General features: G+C 28.5%; 16 protein-coding genes and 1 pseudogene. 15 read left to right on the top strand and 2 right to left on the bottom strand.

The features are described 5' to 3' along the window. The first annotated feature begins 56 nt into the window (after window positions 1-56). From ACX0KU_RS13000 to ACX0KU_RS13065, 14 genes and pseudogenes are all read left to right on the top strand, one after another. A complete protein-coding gene (locus ACX0KU_RS13000) occupies window positions 57-407 on the top strand; it encodes an HNH endonuclease (protein ID WP_472990404.1) in 351 nt (116 codons plus the stop codon). Window positions 408-633: 226 nt separating this feature from the next. Continuing rightward, window positions 634-1,344: a pseudouridine synthase gene (locus tag ACX0KU_RS13005; protein ID WP_472990405.1), complete on the top strand. Its 711-nt coding sequence runs from the start codon at window positions 634-636 to the stop codon at window positions 1,342-1,344. Between the two features lie 132 nt (window positions 1,345-1,476). Next, complete coding sequence (locus ACX0KU_RS13010) at window positions 1,477-2,349, top strand: MurR/RpiR family transcriptional regulator (RefSeq protein WP_472992453.1); 873 nt, start codon at window positions 1,477-1,479, stop codon at window positions 2,347-2,349. Between the two features lie 152 nt (window positions 2,350-2,501). Next, a complete protein-coding gene (locus ACX0KU_RS13015; protein WP_472990406.1) occupies window positions 2,502-3,725 on the top strand; it encodes a BaiN/RdsA family NAD(P)/FAD-dependent oxidoreductase in 1,224 nt (407 codons plus the stop codon). Window positions 3,726-3,803: 78 nt separating this feature from the next. After that, window positions 3,804-4,466 (top strand): (d)CMP kinase, encoded by a 663-nt coding sequence (cmk, locus tag ACX0KU_RS13020; protein ID WP_472992454.1) that lies wholly within the window; start codon window positions 3,804-3,806, stop codon window positions 4,464-4,466. 30 nt (window positions 4,467-4,496) lie between these two features. Beyond that, a pseudogene (locus tag ACX0KU_RS13025) lies at window positions 4,497-5,330 on the top strand (4-hydroxy-3-methylbut-2-enyl diphosphate reductase); the annotation flags it as partial. 152 nt (window positions 5,331-5,482) lie between these two features. Continuing rightward, window positions 5,483-6,532 (top strand): CotS family spore coat protein, encoded by a 1,050-nt coding sequence (locus ACX0KU_RS13030; RefSeq protein WP_472990407.1) that lies wholly within the window; start codon window positions 5,483-5,485, stop codon window positions 6,530-6,532. A gap of 27 nt (window positions 6,533-6,559) precedes the next feature. Next, a complete protein-coding gene (locus ACX0KU_RS13035; protein ID WP_472990408.1) occupies window positions 6,560-7,429 on the top strand; it encodes a GNAT family N-acetyltransferase in 870 nt (289 codons plus the stop codon). Between the two features lie 187 nt (window positions 7,430-7,616). Next, window positions 7,617-8,945, top strand: coding sequence for a tRNA (N6-isopentenyl adenosine(37)-C2)-methylthiotransferase MiaB (gene miaB, locus ACX0KU_RS13040; protein WP_472990409.1), 1,329 nt, complete (start codon window positions 7,617-7,619; stop codon window positions 8,943-8,945). Between the two features lie 53 nt (window positions 8,946-8,998). Continuing rightward, window positions 8,999-11,647 (top strand): DNA mismatch repair protein MutS, encoded by a 2,649-nt coding sequence (gene mutS / locus ACX0KU_RS13045; RefSeq protein ID WP_472990410.1) that lies wholly within the window; start codon window positions 8,999-9,001, stop codon window positions 11,645-11,647. 19 nt (window positions 11,648-11,666) lie between these two features. Beyond that, window positions 11,667-13,598 (top strand): DNA mismatch repair endonuclease MutL, encoded by a 1,932-nt coding sequence (mutL, locus tag ACX0KU_RS13050; RefSeq protein ID WP_472990411.1) that lies wholly within the window; start codon window positions 11,667-11,669, stop codon window positions 13,596-13,598. A 38-nt stretch (window positions 13,599-13,636) separates the two neighbouring features. Beyond that, on the top strand, window positions 13,637-14,605 hold the full coding sequence (gene miaA, locus ACX0KU_RS13055; RefSeq protein ID WP_472990412.1) for a tRNA (adenosine(37)-N6)-dimethylallyltransferase MiaA: 969 nt from the start codon (window positions 13,637-13,639) through the stop codon (window positions 14,603-14,605). Between the two features lie 65 nt (window positions 14,606-14,670). After that, window positions 14,671-14,907, top strand: a complete 237-nt coding sequence (hfq, locus tag ACX0KU_RS13060) for an RNA chaperone Hfq (RefSeq protein ID WP_472990413.1) — start codon at window positions 14,671-14,673, stop codon at window positions 14,905-14,907. Between the two features lie 98 nt (window positions 14,908-15,005). Then, on the top strand, window positions 15,006-16,289 hold the full coding sequence (locus ACX0KU_RS13065; RefSeq protein WP_472990414.1) for a methionine gamma-lyase family protein: 1,284 nt from the start codon (window positions 15,006-15,008) through the stop codon (window positions 16,287-16,289). A gap of 53 nt (window positions 16,290-16,342) precedes the next feature. Here the strand turns inward: ACX0KU_RS13065 and lexA are convergent, their stop codons facing one another. Then, window positions 16,343-16,954: a transcriptional repressor LexA gene (lexA, locus tag ACX0KU_RS13070; RefSeq protein WP_472990415.1), complete on the bottom strand. Its 612-nt coding sequence runs from the start codon at window positions 16,952-16,954 to the stop codon at window positions 16,343-16,345. A gap of 134 nt (window positions 16,955-17,088) precedes the next feature. On the opposite strand from lexA, the gene ACX0KU_RS13075 reads away from it, so the two are divergent. Further along, complete coding sequence (locus ACX0KU_RS13075; protein ID WP_472990416.1) at window positions 17,089-17,469, top strand: hypothetical protein; 381 nt, start codon at window positions 17,089-17,091, stop codon at window positions 17,467-17,469. A gap of 88 nt (window positions 17,470-17,557) precedes the next feature. Here the strand turns inward: ACX0KU_RS13075 and ACX0KU_RS13080 are convergent, their stop codons facing one another. Further along, window positions 17,558-18,544 (bottom strand): tyrosine recombinase XerC, encoded by a 987-nt coding sequence (locus ACX0KU_RS13080; RefSeq protein WP_472990417.1) that lies wholly within the window; start codon window positions 18,542-18,544, stop codon window positions 17,558-17,560. Window positions 18,545-18,784: the final 240 nt, after the last annotated feature.

The raw sequence follows: 18,784 nt of genomic DNA on the forward strand, positions 1-18,784 counted from the left end.
GAAAGTTTTATATATTAAAATAATATATAAAGAGTATATGTATTTAGGAGGAAAAGATGACTAAATGTATTATCTGCGGTGAACTAGGAGAAAGACATCATATTGTATATAAAAATCAGGGAGGAATAGATATACCCCTTAATTATATATATCTATGTGATGTACATCATAGAGGAGAAGATGGACCACATAAGAACAGAATATTTGATTTAAAGCTTAAAAAGGATATGCAAGAAAAATTACTAACTATACTTGTAGAAGATTACTATAATTTAGATGAAATAGCTAAGCTTGTACAAATTAATCCAATGCAAATAAAATTGATAGCTTCAGAGATACGTAAATATAAGCTAGGATACAAAAAAATAGATATAATAAAGAGGATTATGGGAAGAAGGATATATTAAAATACTAGTATATCCTTTATTATAGTTTACATAATAATTATTATGTAAACTATATTTAAATGTAAACCTTAAATATATTATAAAAATTTGATTAAACTAAAAAAAGAATATATAATTATTTCCATAAACAGAGTTTGAATCGATAAATATGCTTTTTAACATACCTAGATTAAAACATAGGAGTAATTGAGTATTAAAACAAATACTTCAACAAAGGGGATTAAATATGGAAGAAAGACTTCAAAAATATATGGCTGCATGTGGCGTGGCGTCTCGAAGAAAATGCGAAGAAATTATACAAGAGGGTAGGGTAAGGGTTAATGATATAAAAATAACTGAGTTAGGTTTTAAAGTTGATCCTACATTAGATAAAGTATGTATTGATTTAAAGCCAATAACTTTAGAGAAAAATAAGGTATATATAGCTTTAAATAAACCAGAAGGATATGTATCTACAGTAAAAGATGAAAAAGGAAGAGAAACAATATTAGATATAGTTAAAGTAAAGGAAAGGGTTTTTCCTATCGGTAGATTAGACTATAATACATCTGGATTACTTCTTTTAACAAATGATGGTGATATATATAATAAAGTAATACATCCAAGAGAAGAAATTAATAAAGTGTATATTGCCGTTATTAAAGAGGTTCCTAGTGATGATGAAGTTAGAAGATTTTGTAATGGTGTTGACATTGGAGACTATATTACTGCTAAAGCAGAGTTTAAAATAATAGATACATTAGATGATAAATGTAAGGTATCTATTACTATACATGAGGGCAAAAATAGACAGGTTAGAAAAATGTGCGAAGCGATAGGTCATCCTGTATTATCTTTAAAAAGAATTTCCGTTGGAAAGATTACTTTAGGAAATTTAAAAAAGGGATCTTGGAGATATTTGAATGAAAATGAAATAAATTATTTAAAAAACTTATAATTTTAATGTTTTAATATCGTTTTACATTATATATTCATATAAATATGCACTTTATATTGATAAAAATTGTAGTTGCTGGTAAAATGAAATAAAAGTTTCATTTCGTTGCAAGATAAGAAAGGATTGAACATAATGGATGACAGTACTCAGGATTTGATGAGAACAATACAGATGAAATTTCCAAGATTGAGTAAAGGACAAAAGCTAATTGCTGAATATATATTAAAGCATTACGATAAAGCAGCTTTTATGACTGCTGCAAAACTTGGAACTAGTGTAGGAGTTAGTGAATCTACTGTAGTTAGATTTGCAAATGAACTTGGATTTAGTGGTTATCCTAAATTACAAAAGGCTCTTCATGATTTAATTAAAAACAAACTCACCACTGTACAAAGAATTGAAATATCTAATAACTTAATAAATCAAGAAAATGCTTTAAAAGGTGTTTTGAAGGCTGATATGGAAAACATAAGATCTACTTTGGAAAAAATAAATCATAAGGATTTTGAAGACATAGTAGATAATATTTTTAAAGCAAAGAGTATATACATAATTGGGCTTAGAAGTTCTACAGTTTTAGCTGAATTTTTTGGTTTTTATTTAAATATGATTTTAGACAATGTAAAAGTTGTAAAACACGGAATAAGTGATGTTTTTGATCAAATGATAAATATAACAAAAGAAGATTTAGTAATAGGGATTGGATTTCCAAGATATGCTGCTAGAACTATTGAGGCTTTATCTTTTGCTAGAAGTAAAGGAACAACGGTAGTTGCAATAACTGATAGTTTATTGTCCCCATTAGCTACAAAAGCAGATTATACGTTAATTGCTCAAAGCAATATGGCATCTTTTGTAGATTCTTTAGTGGCTCCTTTAAGTGTAATTAATGCACTGATTGTTGCGGTTGGATTAAGAGAAAAAGACAATATATCAAATTTATTTAAAGAACTTGAAAACATATGGGAAGAATATCAAGTATATTCATATAAAAGTGAAGGTTAGTTATTATAAAACAAAGTAAGAAGTTATTGGATAATTTCTTACTTTATTTATATATTAAGTAGATTTAATATACTTGAATAAAGTTATTTACTATATTAAATTATAATACTGAAGGTTTAAGATAATATAAAGATGTATAAAGAGGTGCACTAATGAATAAAGTTGTAGTTATTGGCGGAGGTCCCGCTGGCATGATGGCAGCCATTTATGCTAGTAAGAAAAATAAAGTTGTTCTTTTAGATAAAAATGAAAAACTTGGTAAAAAGCTTTTTATTACTGGAAAAGGAAGATGTAATGTTACTAATAATAAAGATATAGGTGATTTTTTTGACAATATACCTGTAAACCCTAGCTTCTTATATAGTAGCTTATATTCTTTTACAAATGAAGATACTAAAAGTTTTTTCAAAGATTTAGATGTTGAATTAAAAGTAGAAAGAGGCGACAGAGTATTTCCTAAATCTGATAAATCTTCTGATATAATAAAAGCTTTTGAAAAATCACTTCGAAATAACAATGTAGATGTGATGCTAAATGCGAAAGTTAAGGATTTAGTTTATAAAGATAAAGAAATAGTTAAACTTATTCTTGAAGATAATAGAGAAGTTAAGGGAGACTATTTTATTTTTGCAACAGGAGGAGTATCCTACCCTCTAACTGGATCTACAGGTGAAGGACTAGATTTTGCTAAAACTTTAGGACATAGTATAGTAAAATTAAAACCAGCTTTAATTCCTATTGAGGTTAAAGAGGAATGGATAAAAAACTTGCAGGGCTTATCTTTGAAAAATGTTAATTTTCAAATTAAAGACTCAAAAAATAAACTATTATATGAAGAATTTGGTGAAATGATTTTTACTCACTATGGTATTTCTGGACCAATTGTTTTAAGTGGAAGTAGAGTTGTAAATAGCAACTCAAATCTAAAAGCAGTAATTAACTTAAAGCCAGCACTAACAAGTGAGGACTTAGATAAAAGAATACAAAAAGATTTTAAAAAATACTCTAATAAAGATTTTAAAAACGCGTTAGATGAGTTATTTCCTCAAAAGATTATAGCAACTATAATCTCCTTAAGTAATATACCGGAAGATAAAAAAGTAAATTCTATTACTAAAGAAGAAAGAAAAGTATTTGTTAATTTAATTCAAAACTTTGAACTAAATATTAAAGGATTAAGACCAATTAAGGAAGCTATAATAACTTCAGGAGGAGTAAATGTAAAAGAAATTGATCCTTCTACAATGAAGTCTAAGTTAATAAACAATTTATATTTTGCCGGTGAGATGATAGATGTTGATGCCTATACAGGTGGATTTAATATACAGATTGCATTATCTACAGGATATTTAGCTGGCATAAATGTGGGAGAATAACAGTCACTAGCTATAATGACATAATTCTAATTAAACTTTAAGAAAAGAGTAGAATATAGTCTAGTTTGGAAAGGCGGTATCAAAAAATTGAGAATAACTGTTGCAATAGATGGCCCAGCTGGTGCGGGTAAAAGTACAATAGCTAAAATGGTAGCTGAAAGGTTTAATTTAATGTATATAAATACTGGCTCAATGTATAGGGCTATTACATTAAAATCTATGGAACGTGGAATTAATCCAGATAATGTTATAGGAATATGTAATTTAATGAACGATTTAGAGATGCATTTTGAAGATAATGATTTAATAGTAAATGGCGAAAACGTAAATCATTTACTTACGATGCCAGAAATAAGTAACACTGTCTCCATGTATGCAGCTATACCAGAAATAAGACAACGACTAGTATATCTTCAGAGAAAGATGTCTGAAAAATACAATGTTATTATGGATGGAAGAGACATAGGTACAGTTGTATTAAAAGATGCACCATTTAAGTTTTATCTAACTGCTTCTCCAGAGGAAAGAGCAAATAGGAGATATAAAGAGTTGGTGAGAAAAAAACTAGATGTAGATTATGATAAAATCTTACAGGAAATAAAAGATAGAGATTATATAGATTCTAATAGAGAAGTTGATCCTTTAAGAAAAGCAGATGATGCTATAGCTTTAGATACTACCTTCTCAACTATTGAGGATGTAGTTAATCAGATATGTAATTATATTAGTAAAGATTTATAAAAATAATTAATTTTTTAAGGTAGTGATTAAATGAGAAATGTAATTTTAGCAGATAAATCAGGATTTTGTTTTGGAGTTAAAAGAGCAGTTGAAACAGCTCTAAATAATAGAGAATCATCAAATAAAAGGATTTATACATTAGGTCCATTAATACATAATAATGATGTTGTAGAGTTTTTGGAATCAAAAGATATTCAAGCTATAGAAATTGATAATATTGATTCCCTAGAAAAAGACGATACTATAATTATAAGGTCACATGGCATATCTTCTAAAATATTTAATAGCATCAAATCTAAAGGTTTAGTTATAGCAGATGCTACATGCCCATATGTATCTCATATACAACAAAAAGTGGAAAAGTATCATGATATGGGTTATGCCATAGTAATAGTTGGAGATAAAAATCATCCAGAGGTTATTGGAATTAATGGTTGGTGTAATGATGAGGCTATTGTATCTAAAGATGGGAGTAATATAGAAAAACTTCCACCTAAGGTGTGTGTAGTCTCACAAACTACAGAAAAACAAGAAAACTGGGAAAAAGTTATTTCTATAATAGCTAAAAAGTGTAAAGAGATACTTGCATTTAACACTATATGTAGTGCTACTGAGGTCAGGCAAAAGGCTGCACATGAACTATCGAAGAAAGTAGATACTATGATTGTAATAGGTGGACGTCATAGTTCAAATACAACTAAACTATATGAAATTTGTAAAGCTAACTGTGAGAATACAATGCTTATTGAAAATTCACAACAAATAAAGAAAGAAATGATAGATAATAGTCGGAATATAGGTGTTACAGCAGGAGCTTCTACCCCAAATTGGATTATTGAAGAGGTAATAAGAAAGTTGCAAGATTAAGTTTAAGCATATACACATGTTAATAATCGCTATTCCCAAACACAAGTTAGTATAGCTACCTTGTGTTTTCCTATTATTAATTATATATAGTAATATTTTTTTTAATAAATAATATATAATAAATAATAGTGTTTAGGGGGAGTTAGTAAGTGAGATATAATACTATAAATTATCAGGATTTTTCAAGTAAAGAGAGGGAAGTCCTTAATAAAGTTTTATATATGTATAATTTTAATGTAATATCTGTTGAAAAGGCTAGAAGTGTATATAAAGTTAATACGAGCTTAGGAAGTATATGTCTTAAAAAGCTTAGACATGGTAAAAACAAAGCGGAAAATGGTAATATATTAGTAGAGCAACTTTACAACAATAACTTCTTTAACACTCCTAAATATATAAGAACTAAGAATAATAACCTATTTGTTAAATATAAAAAAGTTTTTTTCTACGCAACTGAATGGATACAGGGAAATGAATGCCAATTAGATAGTATAGAGGAAGTTATAAACTGTACTAAACTTCTAGCTAAATTTCATGTCTATGTTAATGAAATAAACACTAAAAGATTAAAGATAAGAAATAATTTAAAGAATTGGCCTAAGGTTTATAAGGAAATGATGTATGAACTATATAAGTTTGACAAAGTTATAGATGATAAAAAGATTAAAGGAAATTTTGATATAGACTATAAAAGTAATATAGATTATTTTTTTAATAAAGCATTATTTTCTATTAAGATTTTAAATGAATCTGAATATTTTAGATTGTCCGAAAATGCTAGTAGAAAACAAACTATTTGCCATAATAGTTTTTACTATCAAAATATTATCAAAAAAGATGAGGATTATTATATAATCGATTTAGATAGTATAATGATAGATTTACAAATAAACGATTTAGGAAAGTTTATAAGAAGACTAATGAGTAAAAAAGATTATGCATGGGATTTTGAAAAAGCTAAAAAAATTATTGAATCATATAATTCTGTAAATAAACTAACTATAGAAGAATTAGAAGTTATGTTAGCCTTAATAATATTCCCACATAAGTTTTGGAAACTTGGAAAAAAGCGATATGTAAAACATAAAAATTGGAATGAACAGAAGTATTCCAATAAATTAAAAAAGATATTAGGTGAAAGTATATTACAACAAAAGTTCATAGAAGAATATATTGAATATATTACTAACTATATCTAAAATTAATTTATATAAAGAAGGTTTATAATGATGTATGAACTATGCAACTTAAATAAGTATAATTTAGCGGAATTTAAAAAGTTAGAAAGCTTGAAACATAAATTCAACAACTTAAATAGAGACTTATGGAATGAATACTATAAGTTAAATAAATTCCTTCAATATTTAATGTGTAAAAAAATCAAGCTTTTAAAATATGATAATTGTTATGTTGGTTACATTTGGATAGAAAAAAAAGGACCTTATATATGTACTATAAAATCTATGTATATACTTGAGACTATGGATTTAATAAAATCTTATTCATATTTAATAAATTCTATTAAGGGATGTACGAGGATAACTTACGATTGCGAAAAGAATTATTACAACTTCTCACTTTTAAGAGATATAGGATTTGAAATAAATAAAAGTACAATAGATATGGAAATTTCTCTAAAAGATTATACACTAATAAATGTCCCTAGGAATATACATTTTCAAAGAGTTACTATAGGTAAAGATGAAAAATTAAGATGTGCTTTACAAAATCAAATTTTTAATAGTAAAGATAGAATTCCGTTAAAGATAGATGATATATACTATGATGAAATACAAGATTATTATTGTGAAGATGGAGCTATATTTTTAAAATTAGATAAAGAGTATATTGGTTATGGGCAAATAATAATGCGCCATAAACAGCCCTATATTGTTAACTTTGGTATTCTGCCAACATATCGAAATAATGGATATGGCAAATTACTATTAATCTATCTTTTAAATATAATTTATTCTAAAGGGAAGAGTAAGGCAAAGATTAAAGTAGATGCAAATAATAGCTCTGCATTAAATTTATATAAATCAGTGGGATTTAGAGAAGTATCAGAAGATGCAAAATGGTTTTTAAAATCATAAGTAAGAAGAAAAGAGAAGTTCCTGCTCTTTTCTTTTTGATTTCTTATTAATATTATATATGTAACTTAAAATATCATAAAAGTTCTTTTAAATTATAGATAAATTATATATAATTAATTAATGTAAATATTAAATTAAATTAAATTTATAATTACTAAAGTTAAATTATAGAAGGAGAATAATACATATGAGCAATTTAAATCAAAGATATTATATAGATACTTGGGGATGCCAAATGAACGAAGAGGATTCTGAGAAAATATCGGGAGTCTTGAAGGGCATAGGATATTTAAGAACTGAAACTAAAGAAGATGCGGATATAATAATTTTTAATACTTGTTGTGTTAGAGAAAATGCTGAACTAAAGGTTTTTGGACACATAGGAGCTTTAAAAGCATTAAAAAAGAATAATCCAAATTTAGTAATTGTTATTACTGGATGCATGATGCAACAAAAAGATATGCCTGATAAGGTTATGAAAAAGTACTCACACATAGATATTATTGCAGGAAGCTATAATTCGTATAAGCTACCTGAATATATTGAACGTGTTAAAACAGAAGGTAATTCAATAATAGAAATATGGGATAAAGAAAAAGATATTGTAGAAGGGTTACCGGTAGATAGAAAAAGTGATGTAAAAGCTTTTGTTACAATTATGTATGGATGCAATAATTTTTGTTCTTACTGCATAGTTCCCTATGTAAGAGGAAGAGAGCGAAGCAGAGAACCAGAAAATATTATAAGTGAAATTAAAGATCTAGTTTCTAAAGGATATAAAGAAATTACTCTTTTAGGCCAAAATGTTAATTCTTATGGAAAAGGACTAGAACGGGAAATGGATTTTGCTGATCTTCTAAGAGAAGTTAATAAAGTTGATGGTCTTGAAAGAATTAGATTTATGACATCTCATCCAAAAGATGTATCTGAAAGATTAATAGATGCTATGGCTGAATGCGATAAAGTTTGTGAACATGGTCATTTTGCGTTACAATCTGGTTCTACTAGAGTTCTTGAAAAAATGAACAGAAAGTATTCAAGAGAAGATTACTTAAACTTAGTGCGTAAATTAAGAAAAGCTATGCCTGATGTGGCAATTACAACAGATATCATTGTTGGGTTTCCAGGAGAAACTGAAGAGGATTTTGAAGAAACGTTAACGCTAGTTGAGGAAATCCAATTTGACTCAGCCTTTACCTTTATCTATTCTCAAAGAGAGGGAACTCCAGCAGCGAGTTATGAAGAGCAAGTTTCAGAAGAAGCAAAACGTAATAGATTTAATAATTTAATTAAGATTATTAATGAGAGTATGGCAAATAAAAATAAAGCATATGAGGGTAAAATAGTAGAAGTTCTAGTTGAAGGACCAAGTAAAAATGATGAAACAAAGCTTATGGGTCGAACAAGAACTAGTAAGTTAGTTAACTTTGACGGAAACTCAGATTATATAGGTAAGTTAGTTAATGTTAAAATTACTAAAGCGAACTCATTTTCACTTGTAGGTGAGATAATATAAAAAGCTCTATATAGAGCTTTTTATATTATTTTTTAAAAAAAGGAGGAATATTTATGGCACTTACACCTATGATGCAGCAATACTTCAAAATAAAAGAAAATAATAAAGAGTGTATTTTATTCTTTAGGTTAGGTGACTTTTATGAAATGTTTTTTGAAGATGCTGAAATTGCCTCAAGGGAGCTTGAGTTAGTTCTTACAGGCAGGGATTGTGGATTAGAAAAAAGGGCTCCGATGTGTGGGATACCTTATCATGCTTCAAGCTCGTATATAAATAGGTTAGTAACTAAAGGTTATAAGGTGGCTATATGTGAGCAACTAGAAGATCCTTCTCAAGCAAAGGGAATTGTAAAGAGAGATGTAACAAAAATTATAACACCAGGAACTTTTATAGATTCGGCTTTTTTAGAAGATACAAAGAATAATTATATAATGAGCCTTTTTATAGAAGAAAATAAAGTCTCTGTATGTTTTGCAGATATTTCTACTGGTGATGTTCAATGTACATCTTTGAACTATGCAATTTCATTAATACTTGATGAAATATCAAAATTTGAACCAAAAGAAATATTAATACAGGATGATATTTATTTAGATGTAATAAATGCTATAAGTGAACGCTTTGAGGTGACTTTGACAAGAAGAAAAAATGAATTTTTTACTTGTGATAATAAAGAAGAGCTAATAAAACATTTTAGTAATACTGATGTTAAGGAGTTAGATGAGGTAGTTATTAAATGTTGTGGGGGATTACTAAGTTATATAACAGAAACACAAAAGATGACATTAATACATATTGATAATATAGAATATTATCATATTATTGACTATTTAAGTATAGATATTAATTCTAGAAGAAACTTAGAGTTATCAGAAACGTTAAGAGATAAAACTAAAAAAGGATCGCTTCTCGGAGTAATAGATAGAACTAGCACAGCTATGGGAGGGCGACTTTTAAGAAAGTGGCTAGAGCAACCATTAATTCATAAAGAGTTAATACAAAATCGCCTTGATGCTGTTGAAGAGATAGTATCTAAATTTTCTTTATATGAGGACTTGAAGGGGAGTTTAAGAGAGGTCTATGATATTGAAAGGTTAGTAGGCAAGATTTCTTCTAAAAATGTTAACGCAAAAGAACTTTTATCCTTAAAACAATCTGTCGGAAAAATTCCTTACATAAAAGATATATTATCTAATTTCCAGAGTGACTTATTAAAAAGTATTTGCACTAGGATGGACTCATTAGAGGATGTATATGAAATACTAGAAAGTGCAATATCAGAATCTCCTGCTCTATCATTAAAAGAGGGTGGGATAATAAAAGATAAATTTAATAAAGATATAGATGAGTTAAGAACTGCAAAATTTCATGGTAAAGAATGGATTGCATCTCTTGAACAAAATGAAAGAAATGTCACGGGTATAAAGTCACTAAAGGTTGGATACAATAAAATATTTGGCTATTACATAGAGATAACGAAATCAAATTTAAGTATGGCTCCTGAGAATAGATATATAAGGAAACAAACATTAGCTAATTGTGAAAGATATATAACACCTGAATTAAAGGAAATAGAGGAAAAGATATTAGGAGCTCAAGAAAAGTTAATAGAACTAGAATACAACATTTTTGTGGAAATTAGAGATGAAGTAGAAAAACATATTGATAGAATGAAAGTTACAGCTAAATTAATTTCAGAATTAGACTGTTTAAGTTCACTTGCTATAGTTGCTCTTGAAAATAATTATTGTAAACCTGATATTAAGGAAGATGGGGAGATATATATAGAAGAAGGCAGGCATCCAGTTGTAGAGAATGTGATATCAAGAAATACTTTCATATCAAATGATACTTATATAAATGATAAAGATAAACAGTTAATACTAATTACAGGACCTAATATGGCCGGAAAATCAACCTATATGAGGCAGGTAGCACTAATAACATTACTAGCTCAAATTGGAAGTTTTGTCCCAGCTAAAAAAGCATCTATATCAATTTGTGATAAAATTTTTACAAGAATAGGAGCATCAGACGATTTAGCTAGAGGAAAAAGTACTTTTATGGTTGAAATGTGGGAAGTTGCAAATATATTAAATAATGCTACTTCAAAAAGTCTTATTTTATTAGATGAAGTAGGAAGAGGTACTAGTACATATGACGGATTGAGTATCGCTTGGTCTGTAATAGAATTTATATGTAATAATCCAAAGCTTAGAAGTAAAACTTTGTTTGCTACACATTATCATGAATTAACTTCTTTAGAAGGAAAGATATCTGGTGTGAAAAATTATTCTATAGCTGTGAAAAAGCTCCGAAATGAAATTGTTTTTCTAAGAAAAATTATTGAAGGGGGCGCAGATGAGTCCTATGGAATTGAGGTAGCAAAATTAGCGGGAATACCAGATGAAGTTATAGTAAGATCACGAGAAATATTAGATACTCTTGAAAGTAAGAATGATAAAAAAAATTTATCTAGTGAAATCACTACTAACAAAGAAACTAATTTAGAAGTTAAAGCTGATTTGATAAAAGAAATAGCAGTTGCTAAAGAAGATTCTAAATCAAAGCAAATTGGTTTTAATGATATAGGAAGAGAAAATTTTATAAAAGAAATATGTTCTATTGAAGTATTAAGCATGAATCCTATGGAGGGATTTAATAAGTTATATGAGATAATTAATAAAGCTAAATCTTTGTAAAATAATAGGATGTGATCTGTTGAAGAGAATCAATTTATTAAATCAGGAAATTTCAAATAAAATTGCTGCTGGTGAAGTAGTTGAGAGGCCTGCCTCTGTAGTAAAAGAGATTATTGAAAATAGTATTGATGCTGAGAGTAAGAATATAACTGTAGAAATTCATAGTGAAAATGATAAATCTATGAAAATAATAGATGATGGTATAGGAATTCATAGTGAAGACATACATAAAGCATTCATGACTCATGGTACTAGTAAAATAATTAGTGCTGAGGACTTGTTTACTATTAATACTTTTGGATTTAGAGGGGAAGCTTTGCCGAGTATAGCAGCTGTTTCAAAAGTAGTTTTAAAAAGTCGTACTGCAGATGCTGATTTTGGAAAAGAAATATATATAGAAGGTGGAAATACTGAGTATATAAAAGATGTTGGGTGTAATGTAGGAACATCTATAGAAATTAGAGACTTATTCTTTAATGTTCCGGCAAGACAAAAATTCTTAAAATCGGATCAACGAGAATCTAGCTTAATATCAAATATTGTTAGTAGATTGGCTTTGGCTAATCCTGACATAGCTTTTAAATATTATAATAACAATAAACGTTCACTTGCTACGTATGCTTCTAGTGATGTAAAAGATACGATTCGATCTATTTATGGGAAAACCATTTATGATAATATAATCGGTTTTGAAAAACATACTGATATTATATCAGTACATGGATACATAGGAAATTCTGATATAAGTCGAGGAAGTAGAAATAATCAAAGTATATTTGTAAATAAAAGATTTATTAAAAGTGGACTTATTACTGCTGCTGTAGAAAATGCTTTTAAGTCTTTTTTAACAATAAACAAACATCCGTTTTTTGTTATCTTTTTAGATATATACCCTGAGTTTATAGACGTAAATGTTCATCCAACAAAATCAGAAATAAAGTTTGAAGATGAGAGAGTAATATATAAATCTGTTTTTAATGCAGTCCATGAAGCTATTGGAGCAAGCGTAAAAGCATATTTTCTTACGAATGACAATGGTTTAGATAATGGTGAAGAAGCGAATGCTAAAGTGTTAAATACTAAGATTGCGTCTGTCCAGTTGCCTATTGATTTGAAAGAAGAGTGCATATATGAAAGAAGAAAAACCATTGATTTAGAAAGTGATAATTATATGAAAAGTTTAGTTAAAGAAGTGCATGATTCAGAAATAGGTAAAAGTAATATTTCTTATGATATTGAATGTAACTATTTAGATAATGATAAATTATCTATGGAAAGTAATAATCTATTTATAAAAGAGGATCCTCTCTCTACTGCCAAAGAGGAAAAACAAATTAAGACTCAAGGAGAATTACCTAAAGAAAATGAAGCAAAATTCCCTTTGTTAAATATTATAGGTCAATATAATAATACTTATATATTAGGTGAGAGTTCAGGTACATTCTATATGATAGATCAACATGCAGCTCATGAAAAAATATTGTTTGAAAAGTTTAAACAGCAAATTGAAAATAGCAATGTTATTTCTCAAATATTATTGACGCCATTAGTTGTAGAATTGAATTCAGAGGAGTTTGTTTATTATAATGAAAATACTAGAATTCTTAATGAGGCTGGTTTTATAATTGAGGATTTTGGCGATAATACAATAAGTATAAGAGAAGCCCCTATGCTCTTGGGTAAAGTAAGTGTTAGAGAATTTTTCTTGGAAATATTAGATAATATAAAAAATCTAGGTTCAGGTAAGATTACAGAAGTAAAGTATAATATGATTGCTTCTTTAGCATGCAAAGCTGCTATAAAAGCAAATCATTCTTTATCTCATATGGAAATGTCATCTTTAGTAGATGAATTAAGATATATAGAGGAGCCTTTTAATTGTCCACATGGAAGACCTACAATAATAAAAATGTCATTAATGGATATAGAAAAAAGGTTTAAAAGAATTTAATAGAGTGGTTTCTTATTAGGAAATAAAGGAGATTACAAATGAAGAAAGATTTATTCGTATTAGCAGGGCCTACTGCTATAGGAAAAACTAAAATATCTATACAATTGGCTAAAGAATTGAATGGAGAGGTTATTTCGGCAGACTCTATGCAGATTTATAAATATATGGATGTAGGTTCTGCAAAAATTACTGAGGAAGAAAAGCACGGTATTCCTCATCATTTAATTGATTTTGTTCATCCTCTTGAAGACTTTAGTGTAGCAGAGTTTAAACGAAAATCTATAGAAGTTATAAATAAAATTAATGAAAAAAATAAATTACCACTACTTGTAGGCGGAACAGGATTTTATATTGATTCACTAATTTTTAATTATGACTATGCACAGTCACATAAGGATGAAGAATATAGGGAACACTTGAAGTTGTTAGCGGAAGAGAAAGGTAATGAATTTGTTCATGACTTACTTAAAGATATAGATGAAGCATCTTTTAATAGGTTATATCCAAATGATTTAAAACGAGTTATAAGAGCACTTGAGGTTTATAAACTCACAGGAAAGACAATTAGTGAATATAACTCAGAACAAGATATTTATGATATACCTTATAATGTATACTACTTTGTGTTAACCATGAATAGGAAAGATTTATATGCTAGAATCGATGAAAGGGTAGATCTGATGATTGAACAAGGGCTAATAGATGAAGTTGTGAAATTAAAAACTATGGGATGTACAGAAAATATGCAATCAATGAAAGGGATTGGATATAAAGAAATCCTTTATTATCTAGATGGAAAGCTTACGTTAAATGAGGCTGTAGATATGATAAAAAAGGGTAGTAGAAATTATGCTAAACGACAATTAACTTGGTTTAGAAAAGATAAGAGAGCAATATGGATTGATAAAGACAACTATAAAAATGATGATGATGTATGCGATGTCATATTAGAACAATTTAAAAAGATGTATAAAGACAATAATAAATCACTTATAAAAGGATTTTAAAAAATAAAGGATTTTAGTTATTTTTATAGAATAACTTATGATATAAAACGATGGAGGTAAAATTTATGAATAAGCCAACAAATAATCTTCAAGACTTATTTTTAAACAATGCTAGAAAGAATAAAACTCATGTTATTATATATTTAACAAATGGATTTCAACTTAAAGGTAATGTTACGGGTTTTGATAATTTCACTATAATCTTAGATAGTGAAGGAAAACAGATGATGATATATAAGCATGCAGTATCTACCATATCTCCAGCAAAACCAATACTCTTCACAAAAGAGGATAGTAATTAGAGAATAGGCGATTAGTTTGCCTATTCTTTTTTTATGTGATAATATAAATACTAGTCAGGAGTGCCTTGACTAGTATTTATTTTCGGGGGTTTATACATATGATTAATGAAATGAAAGAGTATCTAATTAATAAATATCATATTAATAGTAGAGTTTTAGAATTGTACGAAAAAGCAATAAGTGATGTAAAATTAGAGTTTGAAGCTTTAGATGAGATAAGAGAATTTAATCAAATAAAAGTGTTAAATGCTATGCAAGAAGAGAGGATAAGTGATGCACATTTCACGAATTCCAGTGGATATGGATATGGAGACATTGGAAGAGATTCTTTAGATAAGGTATATGCTAGAATATTCAACTGTGAGAGTGCACTGGTAAGACCACATTTTGTAAATGGGACTCATGCACTTGGAAGTGCATTGTTTGGAAATTTAAGACCAGGTGATACTATGCTTTCTATATGTGGGAAACCTTATGATACTCTTCATGGAATCATTGGATTAGATACCGAGGAAGGTATGGGGTCGCTTAAAGAATTTGGAGTAAAATATAAACAAGTTGAACTTAATGAATTAGGAAAACCGGATTTAAATAAAATTAAGAATGTTTTGAAAGAGGATGATACTATAAAATTAGTACACATCCAAAGATCTACAGGATATGGGTGGAGAAAAGCTTTATTAATAGAAGATATTAAGAATGTAATTAGCTTTGTTAAAGGTATTAGAGAGAATATAATTTGCTTTGTAGATAATTGTTATGGAGAATTTATAGATATAATCGAACCTACTGATGTGGGTGCGGATTTAGCAGCAGGATCATTAATAAAGAATATAGGTGGAGGGATTACTCCAACGGGTGGATATATAGTTGGAGCTAAACAATGTGTGGAAAGATCCGCTTATAGACTTACTGTTCCGGGAATTGGTGGTGAGTGTGGTTCTACTTTTGGAGTTATGCGTTCTATGTATCAGGGTTTGTTTTTAGCGCCACATATAACTATGGAAGCTTTGAAAGGAGCTATCTTTTGTTCTAGGATTATGGAGTTAGCTGGCTTTGAGGTGTTGCCTAGTTATACAGATAAAAGAAGTGATATAATTCAGGCTATAAAATTTAATGATAAAGATAAATTAATAGAGTTTTGTAAGGGAATACAAATTGGATCTCCTATAGATTCTTTTGTTGCTTGCGAACCTTGGGATATGCCTGGATATACAGACCAGGTAATAATGGCAGCAGGAGCGTTTATACAGGGATCGTCAATAGAATTGTCGGCCGATGCTCCGATTAGAGAACCATATATAGCCTATCTGCAAGGTGGACTTACTTTCGATCATGCAAAGATAGGGATATTGATTGCTTTAAGCAGAATTTTAAAATAAAATATAAATTAAAAAAAGAATAAATGACTGAGTTTAATCAATCATTTATTCTTTTAATATCTTCTAAAAATACCAACTAATTTTCCAACTATTGTGCAGTTCTTTACTAATATAGGAGTCATAGTTTTGTTCTCGGGTTGTAGTCGTATGTAGTCTTTTTCTTTGAAAAATCTTTTTATTGTTGCTTCACTGTTGTCTATTAGTGCCACGACTATATCACCGTTTGATGCATAATTAGTTTTTTCTATTATAGCTAGGTCGCCATCGAATATACCGGCATCGATCATGCTTTCACCTGAAACATTTAAAATAAATAGATCTTTATTGCTAGGCATATAATTTAAAGAAATAGGGAAGGTGTCTTCTATATTTTCAACAGCTAAAATAGGTTCGCCGGCCGTTACTTTTCCTACAATAGGTATGTCAATCATTTCTTTGTTTATAATAGGATCCTTTAGTATTTCTATAGTTCTAGGTTTTGTAGAATCTCTTCTAATCATACCTTTCTTCTCTAGTCGTTCTAAATGACCATGTACAGTAGAAGTTGAACTAAGACCAACTCCTTTGCAAATTTCGCGAACGGAAGGTGGATATCCTTTTTCGCGTATTTGACTCTTTATAAACTCAAATATTTCAGTTTGTTTATCTTTTTTATCCACATTCATTTTATACACTCCTTATCTTATATTTTGAATTATATCATAGATTTTTATCAATATCAAACTAATGTTCTGTGAAACTTGATTATTGTGGTATAGTTTGATATAATGTTTGAATAAATATGGAAGAGGGGAAAAAAATGAAAAAAACTTGTATATTTCAAGAAGGTATTCCATGCAGCGACTGTGGAGAGTGTGCTAAATGTGATATAAACGAAAATAAAAAATGTAATAATTGTGCTAAGTGTTTAGAATTACAAGGTTTTGATGTTCGTGCAATTAATATTGAAGAGATTATAGATGAAGAGGATATAACTTTTGCGGATGAAGGGGAGAGTAATTCTGATATAGATATTGAAACTTTAGCTGAATTAAATAAAGATTTGAACGAATCAGATATAAAGATAGAATACATAGATGATATTGATGGATTATCTGAAATTCTAGAAAATGAGAATTCTGGAAAGTATATAAGTGAAGTGTTTCCGGGCATAATGGTTATAAATAAGAATATTAAATAGTGCTTTTGCTCAATTTATAAAACGATAATTTTCTATTGATTAATATTCACTATTAATTAATGGAAATTTATCGTTTATTTATTAGAACTTATTCTTCGCTAAGCGGGTTTAAACTAACTGCATGCCTTAGAGTTTCGTCATCCACATGGGTGTATATTTGTGTAGTAGATATGTTTTCGTGGCCTAATATTTTTTGTAAACTACGTATATCTACATTTCCGTATTTGTACATTAAAGTAGCTGCTGTATGTCTTAATTTGTGTGGAGAAAACTTTTGGTTTTCTAGACCAGCTTTAACTATGTATTTTTTTACTAATAGCTCAACACTTCTTTTATTGATTCTATTATAATTTCTGCTGATAAATAAAGCGTCTTTATCTTTTTCTGCTACCTTAGAGTTTTTGTGTTGTCGTATAGGTAGATAAGAATTTATGGATCTCAAACATGCGCCATTTAAATATATTGTTCGTTCTTTATTTCCTTTACCTATTATAGTAAGGGTATCTTCTTTTATTCGAGAAATATCTATACTGCAAAGCTCAGAAAGTCTTAAGCCGCAATTTAAAAATAATGTTATTATACAGTAATCTCTTTCTTTATTTTCTCCATCTATAGATGAGAGGAGCAATTTGCTTTCGTCAAGTGTAAGGTATACTGGGTTTCTTTTATTTGTTTTAGGGGACTCCAGTTCAGAAGCGGGGTTTTCATCTAATATCTTTGATTTTCCGTATAAATATTTAAAGAATGATTTTAATGCAGCAACTTTTCTGGCACGAGCAAAATTGCCGTTGTTTCTGTAATTTTCGGCAAAAGATATAAAAGCGTATAGGTCTGATAAATTTATTTTTCTTATAAAAAACTTATCTATATCATTTATGATTATTTCGTCGAAGTTAATATCCTTTGAAACTAATCCTTTATACAATTTTAGAAATTTAAAAAACATAGTTAGATCTAATTTATATCCTAAAATTGTGTTAGGTGATTTTCCTTTAATTGTTCCGAGATAAGTTAAAAACTCGTTTAGATGTTCTGGTAAAGATGGATTGAACATATTCGAAAGCTGATATTCCATAGTCTCCTCCTTTTTCAGTGTACCAACTTCGCTAAATATACATTTAGCGAAGTTGGTAATGTTATTTTTTTACTAGTGTTATCTTTTTTAGCACTATAGTTGTATTATACTACAATAGTTTAAGTTTGGCATTAACATACAGTTGAGAAACAATGTTTATGTAATACGGTTTTATACAAAAATATTATTTTTAAAATTATATAATACTTGTAAATGTACAGTTGAATAATTTTTAAAATT

It is taken from the genome of Clostridium sp. X (assembly GCF_055755365.1).

What these genes read in the sequence shown, in the direction of transcription:
- mutS (WP_472990410.1), top strand. Translation starts at nt 8,999, where the DNA reads ATGGCACTTACACCTATGATGCAGCAATACTTCAAAATAAAAGAAAAT.
- miaA (WP_472990412.1), top strand. Translation starts at nt 13,637, where the DNA reads ATGAAGAAAGATTTATTCGTATTAGCAGGGCCTACTGCTATAGGAAAA.
- ACX0KU_RS13010 (WP_472992453.1), top strand. Translation starts at nt 1,477, where the DNA reads ATGGATGACAGTACTCAGGATTTGATGAGAACAATACAGATGAAATTT.
- hfq (WP_472990413.1), top strand. Translation starts at nt 14,671, where the DNA reads ATGAATAAGCCAACAAATAATCTTCAAGACTTATTTTTAAACAATGCT.
- miaB (WP_472990409.1), top strand. Translation starts at nt 7,617, where the DNA reads ATGAGCAATTTAAATCAAAGATATTATATAGATACTTGGGGATGCCAA.
- lexA (WP_472990415.1), bottom strand. Translation starts at nt 16,954, where the DNA reads ATGAATGTGGATAAAAAAGATAAACAAACTGAAATATTTGAGTTTATA.
- ACX0KU_RS13035 (WP_472990408.1), top strand. Translation starts at nt 6,560, where the DNA reads ATGATGTATGAACTATGCAACTTAAATAAGTATAATTTAGCGGAATTT.
- ACX0KU_RS13005 (WP_472990405.1), top strand. Translation starts at nt 634, where the DNA reads ATGGAAGAAAGACTTCAAAAATATATGGCTGCATGTGGCGTGGCGTCT.
- ACX0KU_RS13000 (WP_472990404.1), top strand. Translation starts at nt 57, where the DNA reads ATGACTAAATGTATTATCTGCGGTGAACTAGGAGAAAGACATCATATT.
- ACX0KU_RS13015 (WP_472990406.1), top strand. Translation starts at nt 2,502, where the DNA reads ATGAATAAAGTTGTAGTTATTGGCGGAGGTCCCGCTGGCATGATGGCA.
- ACX0KU_RS13080 (WP_472990417.1), bottom strand. Translation starts at nt 18,544, where the DNA reads ATGGAATATCAGCTTTCGAATATGTTCAATCCATCTTTACCAGAACAT.
- ACX0KU_RS13075 (WP_472990416.1), top strand. Translation starts at nt 17,089, where the DNA reads ATGAAAAAAACTTGTATATTTCAAGAAGGTATTCCATGCAGCGACTGT.
- ACX0KU_RS13065 (WP_472990414.1), top strand. Translation starts at nt 15,006, where the DNA reads ATGATTAATGAAATGAAAGAGTATCTAATTAATAAATATCATATTAAT.